Source organism: Virgibacillus halodenitrificans, from assembly GCF_001878675.1.
Lineage (GTDB): Bacteria > Bacillota > Bacilli > Bacillales > Amphibacillaceae > Virgibacillus_Q > Virgibacillus_Q halodenitrificans.
In genome coordinates, this window is sequence record NZ_CP017962.1 from 1,341,745 (window position 1) to 1,364,840 (window position 23,096).

Genomic DNA, 23,096 nt, shown 5'->3' on the forward strand with positions numbered 1-23,096 from the left:
GATTAGGGGTATATTATAAGTAGAAATCAATTTTTGAGGGGATGTTTTATAAATGTTTCATTATACAATTAATACAAACCAAACGGTGGAAGAAGCTATTAAGTCACTTGAAACAAGTTTAAAGGAAGAATCATTTGGAGTCCTTTGGAATTTCGATATTAAGGAAACATTGCAAAATAAAGGTTTTGAATATGACCAGTCTTACCATGTTTTAGAAGTATGTAACCCAAAAGAGGCGAAAGAAATTCTATCACGTAATCAAATGGCTGGATATTTTCTTCCATGTAAGATTGTAGTTTATGAAGATGCAGGAGAAACGAAGATTGGCATGCCTCGTCCAACAAAGCTTATTGAAATGGTTGACGATGATAAACTTAAGGATTTTGCAAATAATATAGAAAAACGTTTAATTCGATGTATGGATAATAGCATTGCATAATATTTTTAATTTACCGTTGCTTAATTTAAAGGCAACGGTTTTTTCTTTTTACATAATTTCTAATTACTGAGGAAGAATGAGAGTAGATTATAAGAAAGACAGGTGAAAAACTTGGAAATCAATCAATCATTCAATCCAGGTGAAATTGTGTATATTATTATTCGTAATCCTCATGCTCAAGACGTTGCTCATATTCAGCAGGCAGCTGTCGTGCAAAACCCGGAAGATGCTAATTCATTAGCTTTGTTTATTCATGAAAATTACTTTCCTTTAACAGAAGAATATGCGGTATTCACAACAGAGGAAGAAGCTGAAGCAGCTTACCAACAAGCATTTGGTACAGTAGATTCTGGGGAGGAATTCTATGGTTAAACCGTTTGTCCCGCAACTCGTATACGTGGAGCCAAAAGCATTGGAATATCCGTTAGGAAAGAAGTTGATTGAAAAATTCGAAGGTATGGGAATTGAAATTCGTCAAACCACTTCTCATAATCAGATTCGTAATTTACCAGGGGATAATCATTTTCAAAAATATCGTACTGCAAAATCTACGTTGGTAGTAGGGCTACGTAAAACATTAAAATTTGATACTTCCAAGCCTTCCGCTGAATATGCTATTCCTTTCGCAACAGGTTGTATGGGGCATTGTCATTATTGCTATCTCCAAACAACCATGGGGAGCAAGCCTTACATACGAACGTATGTGAACGTTGAAGAAATTTTTGAAGCAGCAGAAGAATATATGAAAGAACGGGCGCCAGAACCAACTCGATTTGAGGCATCCTGTACATCAGATATTGTAGGTATTGACCATTTAACACACACACTAAAACGAGCTATTGAGTATTTTGGTAAGTCCGAATATGGTCAGCTTCGATTTGTTACAAAGTTTGCGCATGTAGATCATCTGCTGGACGCAAAACATAATGGAAAAACGAGGTTTCGTTTTAGTGTAAACGATGAATATATTATTAAATACTTTGAGCCAGGTACTTCGAGACTAAATGAACGAATTGAAGCTGCAGTTAAAATTGCAGAAGCAGGCTATCCATTAGGATTTATTGTTGCTCCCATTTATCTTCATGAAGGATGGCAGGAAGGGTATAAGGAAATGTTTGAGAAACTGGAAGCAGCTCTGCCCTCAAACGCAAAAAAAGATTTGACCTTTGAACTGATCCAACATCGATTTACGAAGCCTGCTAAGCGAGTTATTCAAGAAAATTATCCTATGACAAAATTGGAACTCGATGAATCTAAACGTAAATGGAAATGGGGGCGTTATGGTATTGGTAAGTACGTGTATACGAATGAAGAACAGGAAGATATCAAGGATACATTAGGCAGCTACATCCATACTTACTTTCCAGAAGCTAAAATTGAATATTTTACTTAAAAGACGTCACTATGGTGGCGTTTTTTATTTTAAAACAGATATTACAGGTGTGTAATCAAAAGGTAATCAGAACGTAATATTTTTGCAGAGGGAACCAAATCTTTATGAAACCTCTATTATTTAAAGGATTTTATTGTTACAGAAAACTGTAGTCTTGTTATATAAGGTGAAAATAATGGTAAGAAATTGCTTTTTAAAATTATCAGAGGTTTGTGCTGTCCGGTAAAAGGCTATTCACTAATAAAATTTAATATTATCAAATGAATTTTTAATAATACGGAAAGCAGGTGATCTAATGGCTGATGAATCATTAGAAACAGAATCAGACAATCAATCAAATGAGGTTACAAGTCAGAATAACCAGTCAGATGAAAAGTATAAAAATGGGTTATATCCTGCTGTTATTGGAGGAGTTGTTGGTGCAGGGGTAGGATTGCTTGCCAGTCCGGAAGTCAGTAAGAAGGTTGCTGGAAGAATTGGGCAATCAGAAGTCCTCCAAAGTGCGGGAAGAGAGTTACGTCGCACAGCTCAGGAAATGGTAACCGAACAAGCGATGATTATGTTAAAGCAAAGTGCCACAAGCTCCTTAAGTAAGTATCAACAAAAATTATTGGGTGAAAGTCAGGAGACAAGCCCATCAAATAAACAAAATAAAGAAAGCAGCTCAGAGGATGGAGACGATCGGTACCAGGAATTAAAGCAGGAGAATAAGGAGTTAAACGATAATCTTGAGCGAATTGAGGATAAATTAAACACGTTGCTAAAGGCGTTGGATAAGTAGTAAAGGAGGTGGATGATGAGTAATAGTCCTATAAAAAAAACTGCCGGAAAATTAGCGAAAACCGCAGTGGAGAAAGCTCCAGATGAATGGAAAGAAAAAATAAAAGAAGAAGCAAAAGAAAAGTCGGTCGAAAAAATAGAAAATAAAGTGCAGGACAAAGTGACTCAAGCATCAAATAACCTTGCTGAGGTTAAAGAGGAAAATGCTGAAAAGGTCCAAGGTAGTGCCGAGAGTGCAAAGGAAAAAACTCAGGATGCGTTGTTAACTTTAAAGGAAAAATTAAAAAAAGCGAAAGAGGCAGGAGAGGAATTTCAAGAAAAAATCTCCTCTAATGATGAGCAAAAAGGAAGTAAAGTAAAAGGTGCACATCAAATAAAAGGCGTATCAAGTATAAAAAGTGCAACTACTATTAAAGGTCCTGCAAATGTAAAAAAATCATCAGATGTAAAATCTATTACATCAATTAAAAAAATTGGATAAACACATGATGAGAGGAGAATGAAACATGGCTGTACAAAAGACTGCAGATAGTTCAAGTTTAGCAGAGGTGATTGACCGTATCCTGGATAAAGGGATTGTAATTGATGCATATGCAAGAGTATCCGTGGTAGGTATTGAGATTTTAACTGTAGAAGCAAGAGTGGTTATTGCGAGTGTAGACACTTGGTTACGTTATGCGGAAGCTGTTGGCTTGCTCCGTGACGAGGTGGAAGAAGAAGGATTGCCACAGCAAAGCAATGAAAGAAATGCACAGTTTAGTATTTAATATAATTCCTATGAAGGGATCTTCCCTAACAGGATGATCCCTTCAACTTTTAAGAATAATGGATCAGGAGGAAGACAATGGAGATTAAAGAAGTCATGGAAAATGTAAATGATTTTTTTGAAGAGCATGTAGCTCCTCCTCATAAAATTACTGCAGTGGAAGCTGGTGAAGAGGAAGGCTGGAACCTCACACTGGAAGTAATCGAAGAGAAGGAGTACATGAAAAAATATGCAAAAGATGAAATGCTGGGAATTTATGAGGTAGCAGTTAATAAGAATAAGGAAGTTACTTCTTTTAAACGGTTAGATATTCGTTACCGTAGTAAAATACAAAACTAAAGGAGTGACTGGAGGATAAAGAATGTCTTTTATCAAGGAAAGTAAAAATAAGCGTTCCAATCAGCTGGTTGAAAGTGATAACACTAAAATGTTGCTGAAGCGAACATTCGATTATATACAAGCTGGTTATCCTATTCATTTTACTGGACCTGCAGGTACTGGTAAGACATCGATTGCACTTGCTCTTGCTAGAAAAAGAAAGCGACCTGTAATGCTAATTCATGGGAATCATGAAATGAACAACAAGGATTTAATTGGTGACTTTACTGGTTACACAAGTAAAAAAGTAATAGATCAATACGTGCGCACAGTATATAAAAAAGAGGAAAGTGTTTCAGAAACATGGGAGAATGGGCGTTTGTTAGAAGCTGTATTGAATGGATATACACTTGTATATGATGAATTTACCCGTTCCCAACCAACAACGAATAATTTATTTCTTTCCATTTTGGAAGAAGGAATTATTCCCCTTTATGGAACGAAGTCAAAAGAACCTTTTGCTCGTGTTCATCCATCTTTTTCAGTAATTTTTACAAGTAATCCAGCTGAATATGCTGGTGTTTATAAAACACAAGATGCATTATTGGATCGATTAATTACGATACCTATCTCGTATGAAGATCCTGAAGAAGAGGCGCGGATCGTGGCTGAGAAAAGTGAACTAGATAAAGAAGATGCTCTGTATATCAGTCACTTGGTAGCAAAACTAAGGGGAAAATGTAGTCATAATGATGGCAAAGGACCAAGCCTAAGATCCTCGCTAATGCTAGCGAAGCTTGCTTCAAAGCAAGACATACCTATCGAATCAAAAGATGAGGATTTTCAACAATTGTGTTTAGACATTTTAACATATCCACTAAGTCAATGTGTGAATGCAGATGAAGCACTAAAAGAGGCTGAAAATATAATTATGGAAGAATTGAATGAGTAAAAGATGCTAACAAGAGGAGAGAGAATAATGGAACAGCAAGAAACGGGCATTTATATTTTTTGTGGGGTGGAAGCAACCGATGAGGAAGATTTTGGACATGTAGAATTTGAAGGTGAGAAAAGAGCTATTTTTACAATTCATTACGAAAATGCAGCCATGGTTGCAACGGAAGTACCTATGAAAATATATCACCCGAACAAGGAAAACCTAATGATGCATCAACAAGTTATTTCAAGAGTTATGGATAAGAATGATACGGTAATTCCTATTAGTTTTGGGAATGTATTCAATTCGAAGGGTGATGTAGAAGTTCTTTTGCAAAACCTTCACCCACAGTTTACTGAACTGTTTCCTAAAATAAAAGGGAAAATAGAACTGGGCCTAAAAGTAATTGGAAAGAAAGAATGGTTGGAAAAACGGGTAAATCAACATCCAGAGATTGATGAAATGACTAGAACCGTTCAAGCTAAGTCAAAAGAGGCTGGTTATTATGATCGCATAAAATTGGGTGGAAAAGCTCAAGAATTATTTAATCAGCTACAAAGTGAAGTCAAAACAGATATTTTTGAGCAATTAGAGGAAAAAGCTGAAGCAGCTAAAGATAATGATCCTATTAGTGAGACAATGCTTTTAAACGCTTCTTTTTTAGTAGATCAAGAGAAAGAAGAAGAATTTGATGAACTGGTGAATGAAGCGCACGAGCGTTGGAAGGAGCAGGTTGAATTTAATTATACAGGTCCATGGCCTGCTTATAATTTTATAAATATACGTCTGACGGTGGAGGAAGCCTAATGCTTCACAAACTAGTTACCGGACCTTTGAATATGGTGAAAAAAGTAGGCGGAAAAATACAGGAAGAAGCGGATAAGGAGTTATATGATCTTCCAACCATTCAAAAGAAACTGGTACAGCTACAAATGAAATATGAACTGCAGGAGATGTCAGAGGAAGAGTATAAGCATAAGGAAGCCGAGCTTCTGGAACGATACGAAATAGCTAAAAGGAAAGAACTGGAACAATGGAAAGCTTTAACGAAACCTAAGGAAGAGTGATAGTAATGGTGAAAAAAGTATATTTATATGGTCTGGTTCCCACGAGTGAATATGAAGAAAGTGTTTTACCTGAGAAGAGAGGTTTTGATGATGAAGAGGTAATACACGCTTTACCTATGGGTGAAATCACAGCAATACTATGTAAACTTGACAGCAACGCATATACAGAGTCATTTATTGAAGAGAAAATGAACAATGATTTGGAATGGCTGCAAAAAAAAGCATTTCATCACCATGAGGTGCTCATGTTACTAAATAAACTCTATACAGTTATTCCACTATCTTTTTGCACGATATACAACAATGAAGATAGTTTAATTACATCTATTTCATCCCAAATGGATCAGCTTACAGAATCTATTTCTAGAATATATGGAAAAGAAGAATGGAACGTGAAAGTCTTTTCCAATGATGAAATACTTAAAAAGAAGGTAAGCGATAGTAATTCAACTATAGAAGCAAAAAGGAAAGAAATAAGCAGCTTGCCACCTGGAAAACAGTTTTTTGAAAAAAAGAAACTCGACCAACTGGTTGAAAGAGAGTTAGAAAAGGAAAGAGAGCAGCTTTGTGGACACATTCATGACGAATTAACAGCGTATGCGGTTCAAGCAGACGTGAAAAAAAACTGGGATAAAAAAGCGACAGGTCGAAAAGAGAACATGAGTTGGAACAGTGTGTATTTATTGGAACAAAACGAAGTAAATCGGTTTTTGGAGGAAGTAAAGATACAAGAACAGAAGATGGGGGAACTAGGCTTGCAAATGGAAGCTACTGGTCCATGGCCGGCATATCATTTCTCCCGTTTGGGTCAGATGAAAAAGTGAGGAGATAGAAATGCCTTCTGTACGAGAAACAATTGAAAACAAAGAAGTAGGATTAATTGATATTTTAGACGTCATTCTTGATAAAGGTGTTGCAATTAAAGGAGATCTCATTATTTCCATTGCCGGTGTAGATCTCGTCTATCTTGATTTGCGGGTATTAATTTCATCCGTAGAAACTCTGGTGCAATCTTATGAGAATAATCGAAAAGATGTTACTTCTGACCAGTTCGATGACGAAAGGAGGGCGTTAGTTGATGCAACCGGCCAGCCAAACAAATGGACGGATTAATTTGGATCCGGATAATGCAGAAGATGGTTTAGCACAGCTTGTGATGACAGTAATTGAGTTACTCAGACAAATAGTAGAAAGACATGCGATGAGAAGAGTGGAAGGTGGAACACTTTCTGATCAGCAAATTGAAGATCTTGGAGTTGCTTTGATGAACTTGGAAGACAAGATGGAAGAGCTGAAGGAAGTATTTGGTTTAGAAGCAGAAGACTTAAATATAGATCTCGGCCCGTTAGGAAATCTATTATAAACTACAAAAAAATGTAAAGTCTATTTTGTTTATTAATGAAAGGGTAAAGAAGGGAGGAAAACTCATGGCTGTTGAACATCCTATGCAATCGAGCACGATTGTAGACGTACTTGAAAAGGTTTTGGATAAAGGTGTGGTTATAGCTGGTGATATTCGTGTAGGCATTGCAGATGTAGAACTGCTGACAATAAAAATACGGTTAATCGTAGCCTCTGTAGATAAAGCGAAAGAAATCGGTATGGACTGGTGGGAGACGGATCCTTATTTAAGCTCCAAGGCAAATGAGAATACACAAGCATTAGAAGAAGAAAATAAATTATTAAAAGATCGACTTGATGCACTGGAAAGTCAAGTGAATACCAACAATAGAATTACAACAGAATCAAAATCGGAGGGATAAAAAATGACTGAAGAAAACAACCAGAACGATTCAAACCTGAACAATGAGGAAACAAGTAGAAAAACGAACCCTGTAGGAAGAGCTGCAGCCGGTGGTATACTTGGTGCCGCGGTTGGCTATATATCCGCTGAAGAAAATCGCCAAAAACTAACCAAGGCATTAAATGAGAAAAGTTCTGAATTTGGTTCGAAAACTAAAAATAAATGGAAGCAATTAAAAGATTCAAGTAAAGATAAAACAAGTCAGACACTTAAGGATGTCAAAACATCCACTGTAAATATGTTCTCTAATAAAAATCAGGAAGAAGATCAAGGGAATGAAGAGATACAGGATCAATCTGTTCAGCAAGCAGAAGAAAATGATGAGACGTACGAAGATTTAAAACAAGAGAATCAGCAACTGTCAAATCGTTTAAATAACTTAGAGGAAAAAATGAACAAGCTATTGGAAGTAAGTGGTGCTAATTCAGAAGACTCGTCGGAATCAGATTCAGATGAGGAAACAGAAGAAAATGATTTATCTTCCGAAGAAGAACAAGAAGATTCGGACGCCTCAGAAGAGAATGATAATGAAGAAGATAAAGAGGAAGATTCAAAGAAAAAAGAAAATAAAAAGGATGAAAACACTACTAAAAAGAAATCTAGCACAAATAAAAAAGGAAAGAAAGATAAGCAAAAGGAAGAGAGTGATAAAGAAAACAGCAAGAAAGATGACAATAAATCGAAAGATGCAGACGGTGAGGAAGAAGGAACAGCATTAACTAAAAATGATGATACTTCAGCTTAAGATTTTAAATATAGCAGGGAGAGATAGCAATGAGTGAAAATACAAAGGATAATATTTTAGAATTTTTCGTAACAGCTGCTAATAAACATGATTTTGAATTGGATATTTCTTTGTTGGTTCATGGAGCTATTGTAACGGGTACTCTAATTTCTGCTACGGAGTATTTTGAAAATATGAGTCAATCCTTTGAGGATGGCAGCGATATCTCGCAGAAAGTAAGTCAGCAGCTTTCAGAAGCAGGTGAATCAGCTGATTCCGGTAACCAACAAGAAGTAAATTTTATTCATTTGAAAAATACAAGGATTTATTGTGGTGACAGTAAACCAACCCCATCAAAAGGAGAAATTTTATGGCGTGGTAAACTGGAAGAGGTTGATAGTTTCTTCTTGGGGAGAATAGCTGAACCTAAATCCAAAAGCAAAAATAATGATAAATAATTAAAAACGCATTTCCCGTTCAATAGGGAGATGCGTTTTTTAAAGCTAAAGCTTAGCTGAAATCCAACTCAATTCCTTTTTCTTTTAGATTCTCAATACATTCCTGTAAATATTTTTGATTATGCTCACAATATATAGGAGAGCTTGCTGTCTGATGCTGTTCTTTTATTTCTGTTTCATCATAAGGGGAGCAACTTTTACCTCGATATGCCGGGTGCTCCCATAAACGGTCAATTTGATAACCACGATTTTTCATTTCAGTGATAATCTTCATATGATAGTTGTACAGTAGATATGGCGAATAGTTGAAAACATAGTTCACTGTACTATGTTTCTTTCCCCATCCATTCCCTCTTAAGGCACAGCATTCTCTATGCTGGCCAAGTAATTGCTGACGAGGCAAATATGTAATTAAATCTTCATGCCAAAGACGCATCCTGCATTCTCCTTATATATATTTGTTGATAGTTACTTATGTTTTGACATAGATAACCATATAGCTATATAGAGAATACCCTATAAGGTCGACGTTTAATCATATCAGTTACGGGTATGTTTTACTATATTAAATTTTAATCGTAATATGGAGGTGATCGTTTGCTAACAACAATTTCGTGGATTGCTTTAGGAATTGGTATAATTAGCTCCATTATCATTATGATTGATGTAGTAAGACATCCGCAAATGATGACCATTATGAATGTGGTGTGGCCAATTAATGGCTGGTTTTTTGGGCCGTTTGCTATATGGAGTTATTTCAAGTGGGGTAGATTAAAGGCGAAGGATTATGACGGAGAAGATAACAGAGGCAGGGGTGCCAAGGTGTTCATGTCAACAAGTCATTGTTCATCAGGCTGTACGCTTGGCGATGCTGCAGGAGTGCCTATCGTTATGCTGACAGGCTTTACGTTGCTTGGCACAACCTTATTCGCACACTATGTGGTCCAGTTTACCTTAGCATATATATTCGGGATTCTTTTTCAATTTTATGCTATCTATCCAATGAACAAAAAAGCAGGAGTAATGCAAAATTTAAAAAATGCTATTAAAGCTGATACATTGTCACTAATTATGTTTGAAATCGGTATGTTTGGTTGGATGGCAATTGTTCATTTTGGCTTATTTGCTCAACCACCGAAACCTACTGAAGCCACATACTGGTTTATGATGCAAATTGCTATGATACTTGGTTTCCTAACTAGTTATCCAGCTAACTGGTTTTTAGTTAAAAAAGGAATTAAAGAAGCAATGTAAGTAACATATCTCATTGGGGAATTTTCCCGATGAGATTTTTACATCATATTTATCATTTCCACAAACAGCTTTGTTATGAATGAATCTTATTTGGATGGATAAGATAATCCATAAATGGAGGTTATTAATGTGAGAGAAGAAAATATGTCTGATTTGACCGTTAATACACTTATGAAACAAGCACAGAAATCAGGGTTAACTTACAACCAAGCAAAAGAATTTATTGCTAAAACTACTGGTGGTCATGGTACCCACATTTATAGTAATACCGATGTGGAAGAAGTGAAAATAAAGAATCAGGAATCCATGGACAACAAATCTACATGAAAAAGCGGGTTTCTTTTTCAAGGAAGTGGTTTTCTTCCGAGGAAGCTGAAGGGTTGCCCACGGAAAGCGAAGTGTATTTTCCGAAACGGCCGTTTACAGTACTATCAAGTTAATTCACAGCTTAACTATTTTGCGAAGCATTGTAACACTTGATTTTTTAGTCTGCAAGAAATGCAGCAACAGCTAATAAAAATAGAAGGCAGTGCTTTCTGCCTTCCTCGTCAATTCCATCCTGTAAAAAGGGAACATCTCCCTATAGACGTTCGCCGTTTTTCAATCGTTCGATAAATTCATTTAAGTCCTCTTTTTTTACTCTCCAATGTCTTCCAATTTTAAATCCAGGAATCTTACCTTCCTGAACAAGCTTATATGTCGTCATTTCACTGAGTTGCAGATATTCAGCCACCTGTGAAACAGTCATGATTTCCGGTGTCATTTAGGTCGCCTCCAAACAATTAACCTATAGATATCATATCATAAAAGTCTTATCTTTTTACAAAAATAATAAGTAAATATACTCCATTATAAATGATTATAAATGAGTATAAGGTTTTATGCGTTTAATAAAATTTAGTCGTTATATGGAGAAAATAAAAGAAAATAGATGTATTCTTACAATGACAGCGCTTTATAGCCATTTGGTAAACCTCTTGCTATATGGTATGATTCATTTTGTTGTACACGGAACACGCTTTTGTGATGCACAAAAGACAACTATTATAGGAAAAAGAGGTGCTGTATTGAATACGCAACAATTAAAACAAGAATGGTTTGGCAATATACGGGGAGATATCCTATCAGGTATTGTTGTAGCATTGGCACTTATACCAGAAGCTATTGCATTTTCCATTATTGCAGGTGTTGATCCTATGGTTGGATTGTATGCTTCCTTCTGTATTGCAGTGGTGATTGCAATTGTAGGTGGGCGTCCAGGAATGATATCAGCAGCAACAGGTGCCATGGCATTATTAATGGTTACATTGGTTGCCGAGCATGGCTTACAATATTTATTTGCCGCAACAATCTTAACAGGAATCTTTCAAATATTATTTGGAGTTTTTAAACTTGCTAGAGTTATGAAGTTTGTACCACGTTCGGTGATGGTCGGCTTTGTTAATTCACTTGCAATATTAATATTTACGGCTCAGCTACAACATTTTGTAGGAGAAAGCTGGATTATGTATGCATTAGTTGCATTGACATTGGCAATAATTTATATTTTTCCACGAATAACTAAAGCTATTCCCTCAACACTTGTAGCTATTATAGTTGTTACAGCTATCGCAATTTATGGGAATTTAAATGTAGGAACTGTGGGAGATATGGGTGCACTTACACAGGAATTACCTGTTTTCCTGATTCCTTCTATTCCGTTTACTTGGGAGACTTTAATGATTATCCTTCCTTATTCTTTGTCATTAGCGATTGTTGGTCTATTAGAATCTTTGTTGACTGCTAACATTGTGGATGATGCGACGGATACGGAAAGTGACAAAAACAGAGAAAGCCGTGGTCAAGGTATTGCAAATATTGTGGCTGGGTTCTTTGGCGGAATGGCCGGTTGTGCGATGATTGGTCAATCAGTTATTAACGTGAAATCAGGTGGAAGGGGACGTTTATCTGCTTTAGTGGCAGGTGGATTCCTTATGTTTCTCATAATTGTAATGGGAGGGCTTGTAGTACAGATACCAATGGCTGCGTTGGCTGGTGTAATGATTATGGTATCTATCAGTACTTTTGACTGGGCTTCTGTGAAAAATTTAAGTAAACTTCCACGTACTGATGCACTTGTAATGGTGACAACTGTAGTAATTGTACTTGCAACTCATAACCTATCCATTGGTGTCTTGGCAGGTGTGTTATTAAGTGCTATTTTCTTTGCAGCAAAAATTTCACGCGTAAAAGTGACAGAGGAATTAGTGAACAATGATCAGAAAAAAATCTACCATGTGAATGGCCAATTATTTTTTGCATCTGTAAACGATTTTCCAAAAAAGTTTAATTATATGGATATAGTTAAAGATGTTGAAATAGATTTAAGTAATGCGCATCTTTGGGATGATTCTGCAGTTGGTGCATTAGATAGAATTGAAATGAAGTTTGAACAGAATGGTATCCAAGTTTCTTACCGAGGATTAAATGAAGAAAGTATGCATTTGAAAAAGCAAATAGGTGGATTATCAAAGGCATCAGGACATTAATTTTATAATTTTAAAACGAGGTGAAGAATATGTTCAAACGGATAGTTTTAGCTGCCGATGGCTCGGAAAATTCTATTCGCTCTGCAAATTATGCAGTTGAGTTAGCGAACAATTTTTCAGGTATCATTAAGGTGATTTATGTGGTTGACAGCCAAACCTCCAAAGAGGATGTATTGCATAGCAATGGTAAGTTCGAAATTGAACAAAGAAGGAAAGAAAAGATTCATAAGGTGGAAGAATTGCTTAGGCAGTCAGGGGTAGAATACGAGGTTCATATTCTTCACGGAGAGCCAGGCCCTACCATTATTAAGTTTACTCAGGAACATGATGTGGATTGTGTTGTAATCGGAAGCAGAGGTCTCAATAAATTACAGACAATGATCCTTGGTAGCGTTAGTCATAAAGTAGCTAAACGTGTCACCTGTCCTGTACTTATCGTAAAGTAGAATAAGTTATGTTAATTTCAAAAAGCCAGGTTCATATTAAAGAGCCTGGCTTTTTTGATTCACAAATAGTAGCAGTAGGGTATTTAATAGTGTTATTTTTTGAAAAGTGACTATCTATTTAAGGAGCAACACTAATTGCTCGCCTGCCAAGAGATATCCAATTTTCTTCAAAGGTAATTCGATTATACGCTTCTTGTTTACCTGTATCTGGGTCGTTAACGAATACATACTCTTCGTTAAACCCGACCATCGTTACGGCGTGTTCGTATCGATACCAATCTATTTTATGACCACTTCTATCATACCAGGATTTGCTATGGAAGGTTTTTTGCTGTTTAAGTGTAGTCCAAGCCATAACTGGTTGACCTTCTTCCAAATAATTGATTAAGGTATTAAATGGCTTTCCAGTTAAATTAATTCCTTTACCGGGGAGGAATTTTTCTACTACCTCTAGAATCGGTTTCTCAAAAACGCCAAAACTGGAATCATCGGAATAGGGATCTCCCACAAATTCTTCATTTGGGTTGGCCCCATACCATACCCCATCAACCATATGAACTTTTTCACCTTTTTTTAATGTATCTACGACCAAGAATTTATCTATTTTGACATCAGCCCAACGTAACAACATGGAGAGTGCCGTTGCTTCACATCCTGTTGGCAAATCCGGATACTGATAATCAATAGGTACGCTGGAAATTATACTACTCTCTTGTTTGCTCATTTCATCTTCCCCTTATAAGATATTACTTTCAGAGTATCTTAATAATTACTTTTTGGAAAGTAAATGAAAAGTAACAAGTTAGCTTTCTAATATGTCTTTTATTATTTCAAGGTGGAAAGCAGCCCACGCCTTCTCTTTAAAGTGAAATAGTACACTTAGAGTCAATAAAATCATATATACTGAAGCAAAACTGACCCATAGAAGGTTTCCGTTTCCAAATAATATTTCCTCCACTTTTCCAGAAAAGAGAAATAAAAGCCAAGGAATAGCGGATACATAGATAGGTATAATCCCTGTGCCATTCTGTTCTTTAATCATTCTATAGTAAATAAGCTGAAGCGTCTCCCGGTCAAGACTTTCATAATACGCTTTAATTTCTGCAGTTTCTGAAATGTCTTTATGTGTTTTACTGTTTTGGTTCTTTAATTGCAAATAAATTTTATGAGCATCCCCTCGAAAAGAAAACAATGATTAAATTCCCCCCTTACTTCTAATGCGGAAATGTCTTTGTTATTGAAAATTATTCTTGTTTAGTGTTAACTGAAGATGAAAAGTCATACAGACTAACTCTCTTTTCAATTTAATGGTTCAATATTGAAAGGTGGAATTAAATGAAAATTATCGTTACAGGAGATACACATATCGCCGGGGAACCAGTACAATTACCACTAAATTTAATAAATGCTTGCAAATCGGCCGATCTGATTATTCATACTGGTGACTGGAAATCCATGGAGGTATATCATTTGCTTTGTCAGTATGCTGAGGTAAAAGGTGTTTATGGCAATGTTGATTCATATGACATAACTTCAAAGTTTCCTGAAAAACAATTAATAGAAGTAAATGGATTCCAAATAGGGATTGTGCATGGACACGGGGAAAAGAAGACGACCGAGCAAAGAGCATTACAAGCTTTTACAGAAGAAAGCCCGGATGCTATAATTTTTGGCCATTCACATATTCCTTTAATCCGTTATTTTAAAAACACTTTATTAATGAATCCTGGATCTCCTACATCTAAGCGCGCTTTGCCTTATTTTTCATATGGGATTCTTGAAATTGATAAAAATATTCACGCGGAAATTGAATTTTTTAGTAAAGAAGTAAAATAAAAAAGAAAGTGAGTAGAGCTATAATAACACGTAATTATTGTTAACTATGGATCTCCCAATTAAGAAAAAAGCAATTAGTTTTATAAAATAATAAGCATGAAAAGGGGAAAATGAAAATTGGAAATAATTATAAATTCTGTAGAAAGAGATGAAAAAGTAGTTATTGGAGAAAGAGACAATCATATCTCAATAAATGATGACGTATATGAAATTATTGATCAATCAGGCGCATTGGAGAATAGTGGGGTTATTGTATTGAATAATGTACCGGTGTTTTATGAGGCGAGAGAGAAGTTTGAGCAACGGTTTCTTAATAGACCCAAAATGATTGAAGCGGTGGATGGATTTATTTCTATTAGAGTTATGAGACCGTTGGAAGGAGATACTTATACGATTATGACTCAATGGGATTCAGAATCGTCCTTTAGGAGCTGGCAAGAATCAAAAGCATACCAACATGCTCATAAAAATAGGGGGACAAAACAGGGTATTGATCAGCAAAAAAATGTTCTCAAAAGAAAAACAAACTACCATGTTTATCAAGTGGGCAGTTAATTTCTCTTGTACATCAGAGAATGGGGTAAATTTAACACGTTATTTTTAAGGAGAAGTGAAGATATTTATCTTCACTTCACTTTTTTTACCGGCACTTTTAGTAGCCGTAGCCTACATAAGAAGCACCAATAATAATTAACAAAATAAACAAGACAACGATTAAGGCAAAGCCTCCACCGTAGCCATATCCTGCATTTGCACCCATAATGAAAACCTCCTTTTTCTCAGGATAATAGCAATATATGTATTCACTGTCAGATGTGATATAGGCGGATATACCAACAATATAAGAATAGCGTAAAATGCTTAGGCATGTCTTCCTTACATAGTTATTTTGATCGAGGGGATAATAATTTTGAGTCATAGATAACAGGAGGGATATTAATCATGTCTGAAGCTAATAAAAACCGCAATAAAGATAAAAACAAACAGAATAATCGAAATAAGTTTAATAAACAACGAGAATACGATGTAGAGATCGCTGAGGATACAGAGTTTTTGAATTTGGATAACAAGAAGAATAAACGTAGCGGAAGAAATAAAGATTAACATATGCTTTTTTGGTAGCCGGGATATGCATAGTATTCCGGCTTTTTAATTGTAACGGCTAACTGCAAGCCAAGAGATTTAAAGCTTACTTCCATTGTGTAAAGAATGAAGTATATGCTAGTATAGGAAGACATATAGAATGTACGTCAAAGGGGGGAGAAAGTGGAGGTGCACAAAAAAAGTCTTCATTTGTTTGAAAAGGCATTAAATTTTACCAAGGTTGGTCTTGTTATTACAGACCCAGCTCAGAAAGATAATCCGATTATCTTTGTCAATGAAGGTTTTTTAAACATGACTGGATATTCGAAAGAAGAAATAGTAGGAAATAATTGTCGGTTTTTACAAGGTGTTGATACGGATACAGAAAGTGTGCAAAAAGTTCGGGATGCAATTAAAAATAAACAATCCATCACTATACAGCTCTATAATTATAAAAAAGATGGTACAGGTTTTTGGAACGAGTTGTCAATTGATCCCATGTGGTTAGAAGAGGAACAGGAACTTTATTTTGTTGGTGTGCAAAAAGATGTAACAATTGAAAAAGAACAATCAAGATTATTAGACAATACATTAAAGGAAATGGAACTTGTATCTACTCCAATTGTTCCAATCACTAATAATGCTTCTATCTTACCAATTATAGGAGACTTTAATGATAATCGGTATGAGATTATGTTTAATAAAGTTTCATCCTATCTGGAAACAGCAGAAGAGGATTATCTTATAGTAGACTTGTCCGGCCTGCATGAAGTAGATACGTACATAGCTTCTAAATTTTTGAAATTACAACAGCTTGTTTCCTTAATGGGAAAAGAGTTGGTGGTAGCAGGTATGCGCCCTGAATTAGCAGCTAAAACAACAAGCATCCAAGGAAGCTTCACTAACCTATCTACATTTCATAACGTAAAAACAGCTATTGAATATTTACAAAGAAAATAAAAAAAGCTTTGCAGTGTTAATTGACCTGCAGAGCTTTTTTTATAACAAACGGTTATTTTTGCTTCTGCTATTTATGTTGTTATACTTAATAGTCCTGCCAAGCTCCGGCGAACAGAATGCTTATTGTCGGTATAGCTGCAACTGTTTAAGAAGGATGAGGCGAGGACGGCTTTCTTACTTGCAACGTTTGCACTTGTATTCTTATTCCCTCTTCATCTTCAAATAATGTATAGAACCATTTAACTTGTACAATTTAATTAATAGGATAGTGGTTCCAGCAATGAATTTGGAAGATGGTGGGAGAATTGTGAAAAAAGATAAATCGTCAAATAAACCCGTAATTCTATTGAATATCGATTCCTTGATGCCTCAACCTCTTGAGATAGCTGTACAAACAGATCAAACGCCAGCCTTAAAATTTTTAATGGAAAATGGAATGTATTTTTCAAATATGGTCAACTCTTTCCCTACTATGTCTGTAACGATTGACAGTTCACTTTTAACAGGGACTTATCCTGATAAGCACCAAATTCCAGGCTTACATTGGTTTGACACCCGAAACTTGTAGTTTATTAATTATGGGACAGGCTTGAGGGAAACGTTTCGAATTGGATGGCGTCGTTCCATTCATAACATGCTTTACCAACTAAATCATGAACATTTAAGCTCACAAGTTACAACTATTTATGAGGAATTAGCAAAGAAGCAACTGCATTCTGCTTCCATAAATTCATTTGTATATCGAGGAAATAAAACTCAAAAATTAAAAGCACCGAAAATACTTCGGACGTTTACTAAATTTGAAAATGGAGAGTGGACAGCTCAGGTTCCTTCCATATTTTCATTGGGTACTTTTTCCAAAATAAGGAAGAAGGGATTCCCAACACAAATTGCTGCAGGAAATTGTAAGTATACAGCAAAAGAACTACGTTACCTGATCCGTAAAAACAAGTTGCCAAGTTTCACCTTTTGTATTTTTCAAGATATGGATGCGCGTATTCATTTAAAAGGACCTACAGATAAAAAGCTTATTAAAAAAATCGATAAAGAAATTCAGAAGATATTAAATATGTATCCAAGCTGGGAAAAGGCATTAGAAAAGAATGTCTGGATGATAATTGGAGATAATGGGCATGCTGCCACAGGAACGAGTTATCGCAAAGGGCTCATTAATTTACGAAAAATATTTAAACAGTTCAAGGTTGCTCAAATACAACGAAGACCAAAAAATAATGATCAAATTGCATTTTGTGTAAACCAGCGTATGGCTTATATTTATATTTTAGATAAAGAAATTTCCATTCGTAAGTTAATTGAACTGCTTCAAAGAGAATCACGTATTGATGTCATTGCTTGGAAAGATGGCGAGGATGTTCATGTAGTTTCAGGTATGAAATCCGGTATGATTACCTACCGGAATGGAGGGATTTATACGGATATTTATAATCAGAATTGGAGTATTAATGGACAGTTGGATATACTTGATCTCACTCTAACAAAAAAACAATTTATATCTTATGGTGATTATCCGGATGCTTTGGCGAGACTATCCGGAGCCTTGCATTCCCATGAAGGCCGCTTTATTGTTGTTAATGCAAAACCAGGGTATGAGTTTAAAGCACAATCTACTCCATTTCATCTTAATGGGGCAGCACATGGTTCTCTTCACAGACAAGAGTCACTTGTGCCTTTAATTATTGCTGGTACAAATGAAAAACCTCTCCATAGACGTTTTGTCGATATGAAAAATTATATTATCAACTTAATTGATTCTAATTAGAACTTCGTTAGAATACGTTTTTATCATTTTTACATACTAAGATGAGGAGGTGTAGAAATGAGTAAAAACAAAAAGAAATTGACAAGTACACCATATAGTAGTGACCAGCCAATTGCTAAGAGACTTACCAAAAAAATGGATCATGAATTTGCCAATGAGCCATTAACTGAAATGGAAAGACAACATAATAAAAAAACAAAAAAACGTCAATAACGAGCATATCTTAAGTCATGATGGAAGGTAATTCCATTATGGCTTTTGTTAATTATTTGAAGTTACTCTTTAAAATTATTCAATTAACAAGCGAGCTTATAAAAAAATATAAATTTTTTTTGCACAAATTTTATATTTTTTCATTCATCTATCAATAGAAATGTAATCGAATACATTATTTATCTGTAAGCAATCATTATCAATATCACGTTTTTATAATTGGAAGTATTTTGTAAATAAGACTTTTCTATCTAGAAAAAATAGTCTGATAACATATGGACAATCTAAAGAAACGGTGTTATATTTTAAAATATTATTTTTAGAGGAGGGATCTTTATGCTTAGTAATCCACTTATAGCTACTGTACTTGTATTTTCATTAATCGCACTTGGAGAATGGATATCCATTATTTCCAGAGCAAGGATCCCGATGTTATTAACTGCAATGTTAGGTTTTTTGCTTATGACATGGACGGGTATTTTTCCAGCAGATATCCTGGAAAAATCAACCTTTGCTGCTTTAGGGGCTATTTTAATCGGGCCGGCTATTGTTCATATGGGAACATTAATTCCATTTTCTATGTTGAAAAGTCAACTGAAGGCGGTTTTTATTGCATTAGGTGGAATCGTGGGAGCTGCTATTATAGTATTACCAACGATAACGCTATTATTTAATTATCCAACAGCTGTAGCAGGAATGGGCCCACTTAGTGGAGGGATTATTGCTTTGATTATTACTTCAGAGAAGTTGGCGGAAATTGGCCAGTCTGCCCTTGTAGTAATTCCAGCACTAATCGTTGCTTTTCAAGGTGTGCTTGGTATGCCTATCGCTCTTAATTTCATGCGAAGATATGCAATAAAGATACAAAATCAGTTAGATGATGGAGTATTTGTTGCAACAGATGGAACTAGTGCAGATACAGAAAAATCAGCTGTAAAAGAGTCTGCATGGAAAAAAAGTACTACATTAAAATTATTCTTTGTTTTTGTTGGTGCAGCAATTGGAGTTTCTCTAGGAGAAGTTACACCAATACACTATAGTTTGTGGTGTTTAGTAATAGGAATTATTGGGTTAAAGCTTGGTTTTTTTGAAAATCGTTCATTAGAGAAAGCAAATTCATTTACAATCACAATGTTAGGAATTATTTTTGTCGTTATTGGAACTATGGCAGACGTTACTCCGCAACAAGTAATTAGTAATTTACCTAGCATTCTAACCATTTTAGTGCTGGGGACTTTTGGTATTTGTTTAGGTGGATTCATAACGGCAAAAATTGTTAAGTGGCATCCGTATAAAGGTATGCCAGTAGCTTTAACTGCATTATTCGGCTTTCCGGGAGATTATATACTTTGTGAAGAAGTAAGTAGAAGTGTTGCAAGAAACGAAAAAGAAGAAAAAATCATATTTAATGAACTTTTGGCCCCTATGCTAATTGGAGGGTTTGCAACGGTTACGGTAGCCTCCGTAGTAATTGCAGGTGTATTAGTACAAACATTATAAGAGGAGGAGTCTTGAATGAAGAAAATTATTAAAAATGGATTACTTATCGATGGAAATGGTGGAACCCCAGTAGATGGTTTGGTAGTTGTCATAGATGAAAATAAAATTATCTATGTTGGTCAAGAAGCAAATTACTCTTTAACTGGAGAGGAACAAATTATTGATGCTCAAGGAGGTGCGATTCTACCTGGCTTAATCGATACACATGTACATATGATGATGGAATTCTCACCAATTGCTGATCGATTGGCTACTCCTTTTTCGTTCATGTATTATCAAGCAGCAAAATATTTAAAAACAACTCTTCATGCAGGAATAACTTCTGTACGGGATGCACTAGGAACGGATCTAGGTGTGAAGAAAGCTGTAGAAGATGGACTTATTTCAGGCCCACGTCTCCAGCTAAGTATTAATGCACTAACAATTACTGGAGGGCATGGAGATGGATATACTGTATCCGGTAATACAATGGATATTCTACCATCAGATTACCCTGGTATGCCGAATGGTAAATGTGATGGGGTAGAAGAAGTAAGGAAAAAAGCACGGGAAATGCTGCGTGCGGGAGCGGAAGTTATTAAGGTACATGCTACTGGTGGAGTACTAAGTGCGACAGATCATCCTGAGTTTACTCAATTCTCGTTAGAGGAATTAAAAGCGATTGTTGAAGAAGGCCAATTCCGCAAAGGGGTTAAGGTAATGGCCCATGCTCAAGGTGCTGAAGGAATTAAAAATGCGGTGAAAGCAGGAATTCATTCGATAGAACATGGAATTTTTCTAGATGACGAAGCTATTGAATTGATGAAAGAAAACGGTACTTATTTGGTTCCGACATTGCTTGCCCCTGTAGCTGTTTTGGAAACTGCAGAAGAAACAGGTATGCCGGCTACTGCTGTTCAGAAGTCTAAAGAAGTAATTGAACAACACAAAGCGAGTATTGCAAAAGCTTATAAAGCCGGAGTGAAGATTGCAATGGGAACTGATGCTGGTGTTATGAAACACGGTACGAATTTAAGGGAACTTGGACTAATGACTGAAGCTGGCATGACGCCAATAGAAGCAATTGTTGCATCAACAAAAACAGCTTCAGAATGCTTGGGATGGCAAAATGAATTGGGAACAATTGAAGAAGGAAAATTGGCAGATATTATTATTGTTGGAAAAAATCCATTAGAGGATATTTATTCCTTAGCAAATAATGATACTGTAAAAGTTGTTGTAAAGAATGGCCAGATAGAGAAAAACATATTGTAAAAAGAAAAATATATATGAAGGTTGATCTATGTTTATCGCTACAATTAATAAAATGCATCGGACATGAAACCGATGCATTTTATTTTAGAATTTAGCAAGTAGTTAGCCTAATACTATATATACAACAACCCCTAGGTAACTTATGACCACAGTTAAAGAAGGAATCATATACGTAATTGGATTCCTTGTCACATTTCGCTTTGTTACAAGCATCGTGACAATGGTTAAGAGAAAGCCAATAACGGAAAGTATAATGAGCTGGTCATTTGCTTGTTTCCACAATGATCCATTTTGATAAAATGGATCTGAAATAGCGATTACTAAAATGTTAAATAAATTGCTTCCCAGAATTGTCCCAACAGCCATGTTAATGTTAGCTAATTTTAAAGCAGTAAAAACACTTAACGTATCGGGGATGGAGGAAGCCATAGCAACTAAAATACTGCCGATAAATGTTGCACTAAGCCCAGTTTCAGCAGCCAATCGATCACCAGAAAGAGACAATGCGCTTCCAGACACTAAAATAACAATGGAGAATAGGAAAAATTTGATCAATGTTTTGCTGATTCCTTTTACGGAAGTGGTTGTTTGATCAGCTATTTCATTATTCTCTTCCTTTTTTTGTATGACTGAAATAAAAATTAGGCCAATTACATATGCAGCAACAATTAACAAACTTGCCAAACCGATATGGAATATTGAAAAAGAATCATTGGTAAATAGCCCGAACATCGTAATAATAGAAAGAAGAAGTGCAAGGTAACCTGTTGAAACATGGTGTTTGGCTCCATGTAAAAACAACTGTTTTTTTCGGAAAATTAAATCCAAGCCAAATAGTGCGAAGAAATTAAAAAGGATACTACCAAACCCATTACCAACAGCAATATTAACATTGCCAATTATACTGGCTGAAATAGATACAGTTAACTCTGGCAGGGAGGTTGCTACTGCCAATAGTATGGTGCCTGCCATCATTCCGCCAAGCTTTGTTTCCCTGCTTATTTTATCTGCATATGTAGATAGCTTGATAGCTGAGTAAGCAGATATGAAAGCTGCTATTACAAAGATTAAACCTAGTGTAAGTGTTATGATGATCCACTCCCATCAATAGAGTCCCTATTCCTATTCTCTGTTTGATGGCCAAGTAAACATCTTTTTCATAGCAGCACTAACAAGCGTATTTAGCGCGGATTTCGACACATGCCGGGGATTAAAAATATGTCTACAAATAACCAGAGCCAAAGAAAAGCAAGTGGCAGCCAGCCAATCAATAGCCATGTTGTAGCCCAGCCAATCAACCCGATTAACAATTGTACAATGCCGGAGCCTATTCTTCCTGTGTAAAAGCGATGTACACCGATTTGTCCAAAGAAGAACCATAAAATATATGCTAAAGCATAACTTTTTTGAGGCATTTATTCCCCTCCTTGTAGAAAAGTTTTATATCAATATAGTTAAGCTAATAATGTATCAATTATGTTATCCTATTAATGAATAGTCAAGTGATCTGGAATTCCTCAGCATGTGTACTTGTCTATATGAATAACTGAAACTTT

36 protein-coding genes are annotated in these 23,096 nt (G+C 35.7%); 29 read left to right on the plus strand and 7 right to left on the minus strand.

Features of this window, described 5'->3' with window-relative positions; all coding sequences use genetic code 11:
- Positions 1–52 precede the first annotated feature (52 nt).
- From BME96_RS07030 to gvpU, 16 genes are all read left to right on the plus strand, one after another.
- The gene (locus BME96_RS07030; RefSeq protein WP_060679084.1) at positions 53–439 is read left to right on the plus strand and encodes a DUF302 domain-containing protein; all 387 of its coding nucleotides are present in this window, start codon (positions 53–55) and stop codon (positions 437–439) included.
- Between the two features lie 111 nt (positions 440–550).
- Positions 551–811 carry a transcriptional regulator SplA domain-containing protein gene (locus BME96_RS07035; protein ID WP_071648748.1) on the plus strand — a complete coding sequence of 87 codons (261 nt, stop codon included), beginning with the start codon at positions 551–553 and terminating at the stop codon, positions 809–811.
- On the plus strand, positions 804–1,832 hold the full coding sequence (splB, locus tag BME96_RS07040; protein WP_019378720.1) for a spore photoproduct lyase: 1,029 nt from the start codon (positions 804–806) through the stop codon (positions 1,830–1,832). The genes BME96_RS07035 and splB overlap by 8 nt, the downstream gene beginning before the upstream one ends.
- 295 nt (positions 1,833–2,127) lie before the next feature.
- A complete protein-coding gene (gene gvpT / locus BME96_RS07045; RefSeq protein WP_019378721.1) occupies positions 2,128–2,613 on the plus strand; it encodes a GvpT/GvpP family gas vesicle accessory protein in 486 nt (161 codons plus the stop codon).
- Positions 2,614–2,628: 15 nt separating this feature from the next.
- On the plus strand, positions 2,629–3,093 hold the full coding sequence (gene gvpQ / locus BME96_RS07050; protein WP_019378722.1) for a gas vesicle protein GvpQ: 465 nt from the start codon (positions 2,629–2,631) through the stop codon (positions 3,091–3,093).
- A 25-nt stretch (positions 3,094–3,118) separates the two neighbouring features.
- Positions 3,119–3,379, plus strand: a complete 261-nt coding sequence (gene gvpJ, locus BME96_RS07055; protein ID WP_019378723.1) for a gas vesicle protein GvpJ — start codon at positions 3,119–3,121, stop codon at positions 3,377–3,379.
- Positions 3,380–3,456: 77 nt separating this feature from the next.
- Positions 3,457–3,717: a gas vesicle protein GvpO gene (gene gvpO / locus BME96_RS07060; protein ID WP_019378724.1), complete on the plus strand. Its 261-nt coding sequence runs from the start codon at positions 3,457–3,459 to the stop codon at positions 3,715–3,717.
- 22 nt (positions 3,718–3,739) lie between these two features.
- On the plus strand, positions 3,740–4,648 hold the full coding sequence (gene gvpN / locus BME96_RS07065) for a gas vesicle protein GvpN (protein ID WP_071648749.1): 909 nt from the start codon (positions 3,740–3,742) through the stop codon (positions 4,646–4,648).
- A 27-nt stretch (positions 4,649–4,675) separates the two neighbouring features.
- On the plus strand, positions 4,676–5,440 hold the full coding sequence (locus BME96_RS07070) for a GvpL/GvpF family gas vesicle protein (RefSeq protein ID WP_071648750.1): 765 nt from the start codon (positions 4,676–4,678) through the stop codon (positions 5,438–5,440).
- Entirely contained in the window at positions 5,440–5,700 is a 261-nt protein-coding gene (locus BME96_RS07075; protein WP_071648751.1) for a gas vesicle protein GvpG, read from the plus strand. Before BME96_RS07070 ends, BME96_RS07075 begins: the two co-directional genes overlap by 1 nt.
- A 5-nt stretch (positions 5,701–5,705) precedes the next feature.
- Complete coding sequence (locus BME96_RS07080) at positions 5,706–6,524, plus strand: GvpL/GvpF family gas vesicle protein (RefSeq protein WP_071648752.1); 819 nt, start codon at positions 5,706–5,708, stop codon at positions 6,522–6,524.
- A gap of 10 nt (positions 6,525–6,534) precedes the next feature.
- Positions 6,535–6,813, plus strand: a complete 279-nt coding sequence (locus BME96_RS07085; RefSeq protein ID WP_060679095.1) for a gas vesicle protein — start codon at positions 6,535–6,537, stop codon at positions 6,811–6,813.
- Entirely contained in the window at positions 6,779–7,063 is a 285-nt protein-coding gene (locus BME96_RS07090) for a gas vesicle protein K (RefSeq protein ID WP_019378730.1), read from the plus strand. The genes BME96_RS07085 and BME96_RS07090 overlap by 35 nt, the downstream gene beginning before the upstream one ends.
- A gap of 64 nt (positions 7,064–7,127) precedes the next feature.
- Positions 7,128–7,463, plus strand: coding sequence for a gas vesicle protein (gene gvpJ / locus BME96_RS07095; protein ID WP_060679099.1), 336 nt, complete (start codon positions 7,128–7,130; stop codon positions 7,461–7,463).
- A gap of 3 nt (positions 7,464–7,466) precedes the next feature.
- The gene (gene gvpT / locus BME96_RS07100) at positions 7,467–8,249 is read left to right on the plus strand and encodes a GvpT/GvpP family gas vesicle accessory protein (RefSeq protein WP_071648753.1); all 783 of its coding nucleotides are present in this window, start codon (positions 7,467–7,469) and stop codon (positions 8,247–8,249) included.
- Positions 8,250–8,278: 29 nt separating this feature from the next.
- Positions 8,279–8,686, plus strand: coding sequence for a gas vesicle accessory protein GvpU (gene gvpU, locus BME96_RS07105; RefSeq protein ID WP_071648754.1), 408 nt, complete (start codon positions 8,279–8,281; stop codon positions 8,684–8,686).
- 52 nt (positions 8,687–8,738) lie between these two features.
- Here the strand turns inward: gvpU and BME96_RS07110 are convergent, their stop codons facing one another.
- Positions 8,739–9,122, minus strand: coding sequence for a TIGR02328 family protein (locus tag BME96_RS07110; protein WP_019378734.1), 384 nt, complete (start codon positions 9,120–9,122; stop codon positions 8,739–8,741).
- Positions 9,123–9,283: 161 nt separating this feature from the next.
- Here BME96_RS07110 and BME96_RS07115 point away from each other — a divergent pair, with 161 nt between their 5' ends.
- Positions 9,284–9,940, plus strand: coding sequence for a DUF4396 domain-containing protein (locus BME96_RS07115; RefSeq protein WP_071648755.1), 657 nt, complete (start codon positions 9,284–9,286; stop codon positions 9,938–9,940).
- A 129-nt stretch (positions 9,941–10,069) separates the two neighbouring features.
- Complete coding sequence (locus BME96_RS07120) at positions 10,070–10,267, plus strand: hypothetical protein (RefSeq protein ID WP_083547431.1); 198 nt, start codon at positions 10,070–10,072, stop codon at positions 10,265–10,267.
- Between the two features lie 253 nt (positions 10,268–10,520).
- Here BME96_RS07120 and BME96_RS07125 read toward each other — a convergent pair whose 3' ends face one another.
- Positions 10,521–10,703, minus strand: a complete 183-nt coding sequence (locus BME96_RS07125; RefSeq protein WP_019378953.1) for a helix-turn-helix domain-containing protein — start codon at positions 10,701–10,703, stop codon at positions 10,521–10,523.
- 118 nt (positions 10,704–10,821) lie between these two features.
- On the opposite strand from BME96_RS07125, the gene BME96_RS07130 reads away from it, so the two are divergent.
- Together BME96_RS07130 and BME96_RS07135 are read left to right on the plus strand one after the other, a co-directional pair.
- A complete protein-coding gene (locus BME96_RS07130) occupies positions 10,822–12,468 on the plus strand; it encodes a SulP family inorganic anion transporter (RefSeq protein WP_408068408.1) in 1,647 nt (548 codons plus the stop codon).
- 29 nt (positions 12,469–12,497) lie between these two features.
- The gene (locus BME96_RS07135) at positions 12,498–12,914 is read left to right on the plus strand and encodes a universal stress protein (RefSeq protein ID WP_060679111.1); all 417 of its coding nucleotides are present in this window, start codon (positions 12,498–12,500) and stop codon (positions 12,912–12,914) included.
- Between the two features lie 118 nt (positions 12,915–13,032).
- On the opposite strand, the gene BME96_RS07140 is transcribed toward BME96_RS07135, so the two are convergent.
- Both BME96_RS07140 and BME96_RS07145 read right to left on the minus strand, forming a co-directional pair.
- A complete protein-coding gene (locus BME96_RS07140; protein ID WP_071648757.1) occupies positions 13,033–13,638 on the minus strand; it encodes a C39 family peptidase in 606 nt (201 codons plus the stop codon).
- A gap of 78 nt (positions 13,639–13,716) precedes the next feature.
- Positions 13,717–14,106 carry a hypothetical protein gene (locus BME96_RS07145; protein WP_019378949.1) on the minus strand — a complete coding sequence of 130 codons (390 nt, stop codon included), beginning with the start codon at positions 14,104–14,106 and terminating at the stop codon, positions 13,717–13,719.
- 143 nt (positions 14,107–14,249) lie between these two features.
- Here BME96_RS07145 and BME96_RS07150 point away from each other — a divergent pair, with 143 nt between their 5' ends.
- On the plus strand, positions 14,250–14,750 hold the full coding sequence (locus BME96_RS07150) for a metallophosphoesterase family protein (RefSeq protein ID WP_071648758.1): 501 nt from the start codon (positions 14,250–14,252) through the stop codon (positions 14,748–14,750).
- 117 nt (positions 14,751–14,867) lie between these two features.
- Positions 14,868–15,305, plus strand: a complete 438-nt coding sequence (locus BME96_RS07155; RefSeq protein WP_071648759.1) for an antibiotic biosynthesis monooxygenase family protein — start codon at positions 14,868–14,870, stop codon at positions 15,303–15,305.
- A gap of 97 nt (positions 15,306–15,402) precedes the next feature.
- On the opposite strand, the gene BME96_RS07160 is transcribed toward BME96_RS07155, so the two are convergent.
- Entirely contained in the window at positions 15,403–15,510 is a 108-nt protein-coding gene (locus BME96_RS07160) for a YjcZ family sporulation protein (RefSeq protein ID WP_019378946.1), read from the minus strand.
- Positions 15,511–15,692: 182 nt separating this feature from the next.
- Between BME96_RS07160 and BME96_RS19795 the strand changes: the two genes are divergently transcribed.
- From BME96_RS19795 to BME96_RS07185, 7 genes are all read left to right on the plus strand, one after another.
- Positions 15,693–15,854: a hypothetical protein gene (locus tag BME96_RS19795; RefSeq protein ID WP_019378945.1), complete on the plus strand. Its 162-nt coding sequence runs from the start codon at positions 15,693–15,695 to the stop codon at positions 15,852–15,854.
- A gap of 162 nt (positions 15,855–16,016) precedes the next feature.
- Complete coding sequence (locus tag BME96_RS07165) at positions 16,017–16,793, plus strand: YtvA family blue-light photoreceptor (RefSeq protein ID WP_071648760.1); 777 nt, start codon at positions 16,017–16,019, stop codon at positions 16,791–16,793.
- Positions 16,794–17,073: 280 nt separating this feature from the next.
- The gene (locus tag BME96_RS19965; RefSeq protein WP_231478680.1) at positions 17,074–17,361 is read left to right on the plus strand and encodes an alkaline phosphatase family protein; all 288 of its coding nucleotides are present in this window, start codon (positions 17,074–17,076) and stop codon (positions 17,359–17,361) included.
- A gap of 21 nt (positions 17,362–17,382) precedes the next feature.
- Complete coding sequence (locus tag BME96_RS07170) at positions 17,383–18,573, plus strand: hypothetical protein (protein WP_231478681.1); 1,191 nt, start codon at positions 17,383–17,385, stop codon at positions 18,571–18,573.
- A 57-nt stretch (positions 18,574–18,630) separates the two neighbouring features.
- Positions 18,631–18,786, plus strand: a complete 156-nt coding sequence (gene sspO, locus BME96_RS07175; protein ID WP_019378942.1) for a small acid-soluble spore protein O — start codon at positions 18,631–18,633, stop codon at positions 18,784–18,786.
- Between the two features lie 336 nt (positions 18,787–19,122).
- Entirely contained in the window at positions 19,123–20,286 is a 1,164-nt protein-coding gene (locus tag BME96_RS07180) for a hypothetical protein (RefSeq protein ID WP_071648761.1), read from the plus strand.
- Between the two features lie 15 nt (positions 20,287–20,301).
- Positions 20,302–21,540 carry a metal-dependent hydrolase family protein gene (locus tag BME96_RS07185; RefSeq protein WP_071648762.1) on the plus strand — a complete coding sequence of 413 codons (1,239 nt, stop codon included), beginning with the start codon at positions 20,302–20,304 and terminating at the stop codon, positions 21,538–21,540.
- A gap of 102 nt (positions 21,541–21,642) precedes the next feature.
- Here the strand turns inward: BME96_RS07185 and BME96_RS07190 are convergent, their stop codons facing one another.
- On the minus strand, positions 21,643–22,635 hold the full coding sequence (locus BME96_RS07190) for a sodium:calcium antiporter (RefSeq protein WP_331279809.1): 993 nt from the start codon (positions 22,633–22,635) through the stop codon (positions 21,643–21,645).
- Positions 22,636–22,721: 86 nt separating this feature from the next.
- Positions 22,722–22,955, minus strand: a complete 234-nt coding sequence (locus tag BME96_RS07195) for a TM2 domain-containing protein (protein WP_060679129.1) — start codon at positions 22,953–22,955, stop codon at positions 22,722–22,724.
- Between the last annotated feature and the right edge of the window lie 141 nt (positions 22,956–23,096).

Bases quoted from the DNA above. Each gene is read 5' to 3' on its own strand.
- BME96_RS07080 (WP_071648752.1), top strand. From the start codon at position 5,706: ATGGTGAAAAAAGTATATTTATATGGTCTGGTTCCCACGAGTGAATAT.
- gvpN (WP_071648749.1), top strand. From the start codon at position 3,740: ATGTCTTTTATCAAGGAAAGTAAAAATAAGCGTTCCAATCAGCTGGTT.
- BME96_RS07110 (WP_019378734.1), bottom strand. From the start codon at position 9,122: ATGCGTCTTTGGCATGAAGATTTAATTACATATTTGCCTCGTCAGCAA.
- BME96_RS07140 (WP_071648757.1), bottom strand. From the start codon at position 13,638: ATGAGCAAACAAGAGAGTAGTATAATTTCCAGCGTACCTATTGATTAT.
- BME96_RS19965 (WP_231478680.1), top strand. From the start codon at position 17,074: ATGAATTTGGAAGATGGTGGGAGAATTGTGAAAAAAGATAAATCGTCA.
- BME96_RS07185 (WP_071648762.1), top strand. From the start codon at position 20,302: ATGAAGAAAATTATTAAAAATGGATTACTTATCGATGGAAATGGTGGA.
- gvpT (WP_019378721.1), top strand. From the start codon at position 2,128: ATGGCTGATGAATCATTAGAAACAGAATCAGACAATCAATCAAATGAG.
- BME96_RS07125 (WP_019378953.1), bottom strand. From the start codon at position 10,703: ATGACACCGGAAATCATGACTGTTTCACAGGTGGCTGAATATCTGCAA.
- BME96_RS07085 (WP_060679095.1), top strand. From the start codon at position 6,535: ATGCCTTCTGTACGAGAAACAATTGAAAACAAAGAAGTAGGATTAATT.
- BME96_RS07160 (WP_019378946.1), bottom strand. From the start codon at position 15,510: ATGGGTGCAAATGCAGGATATGGCTACGGTGGAGGCTTTGCCTTAATC.
- BME96_RS07090 (WP_019378730.1), top strand. From the start codon at position 6,779: ATGCAACCGGCCAGCCAAACAAATGGACGGATTAATTTGGATCCGGAT.
- gvpQ (WP_019378722.1), top strand. From the start codon at position 2,629: ATGAGTAATAGTCCTATAAAAAAAACTGCCGGAAAATTAGCGAAAACC.
- BME96_RS07070 (WP_071648750.1), top strand. From the start codon at position 4,676: ATGGAACAGCAAGAAACGGGCATTTATATTTTTTGTGGGGTGGAAGCA.
- gvpJ (WP_019378723.1), top strand. From the start codon at position 3,119: ATGGCTGTACAAAAGACTGCAGATAGTTCAAGTTTAGCAGAGGTGATT.
- BME96_RS07130 (WP_408068408.1), top strand. From the start codon at position 10,822: ATGCGTTTAATAAAATTTAGTCGTTATATGGAGAAAATAAAAGAAAAT.
- gvpT (WP_071648753.1), top strand. From the start codon at position 7,467: ATGACTGAAGAAAACAACCAGAACGATTCAAACCTGAACAATGAGGAA.
- BME96_RS07030 (WP_060679084.1), top strand. From the start codon at position 53: ATGTTTCATTATACAATTAATACAAACCAAACGGTGGAAGAAGCTATT.
- BME96_RS07150 (WP_071648758.1), top strand. From the start codon at position 14,250: ATGAAAATTATCGTTACAGGAGATACACATATCGCCGGGGAACCAGTA.
- BME96_RS19795 (WP_019378945.1), top strand. From the start codon at position 15,693: ATGTCTGAAGCTAATAAAAACCGCAATAAAGATAAAAACAAACAGAAT.
- gvpU (WP_071648754.1), top strand. From the start codon at position 8,279: ATGAGTGAAAATACAAAGGATAATATTTTAGAATTTTTCGTAACAGCT.
- BME96_RS07180 (WP_071648761.1), top strand. From the start codon at position 19,123: ATGCTTAGTAATCCACTTATAGCTACTGTACTTGTATTTTCATTAATC.
- BME96_RS07135 (WP_060679111.1), top strand. From the start codon at position 12,498: ATGTTCAAACGGATAGTTTTAGCTGCCGATGGCTCGGAAAATTCTATT.
- BME96_RS07075 (WP_071648751.1), top strand. From the start codon at position 5,440: ATGCTTCACAAACTAGTTACCGGACCTTTGAATATGGTGAAAAAAGTA.
- gvpJ (WP_060679099.1), top strand. From the start codon at position 7,128: ATGGCTGTTGAACATCCTATGCAATCGAGCACGATTGTAGACGTACTT.
- splB (WP_019378720.1), top strand. From the start codon at position 804: ATGGTTAAACCGTTTGTCCCGCAACTCGTATACGTGGAGCCAAAAGCA.
- gvpO (WP_019378724.1), top strand. From the start codon at position 3,457: ATGGAGATTAAAGAAGTCATGGAAAATGTAAATGATTTTTTTGAAGAG.
- BME96_RS07195 (WP_060679129.1), bottom strand. From the start codon at position 22,955: ATGCCTCAAAAAAGTTATGCTTTAGCATATATTTTATGGTTCTTCTTT.
- sspO (WP_019378942.1), top strand. From the start codon at position 18,631: ATGAGTAAAAACAAAAAGAAATTGACAAGTACACCATATAGTAGTGAC.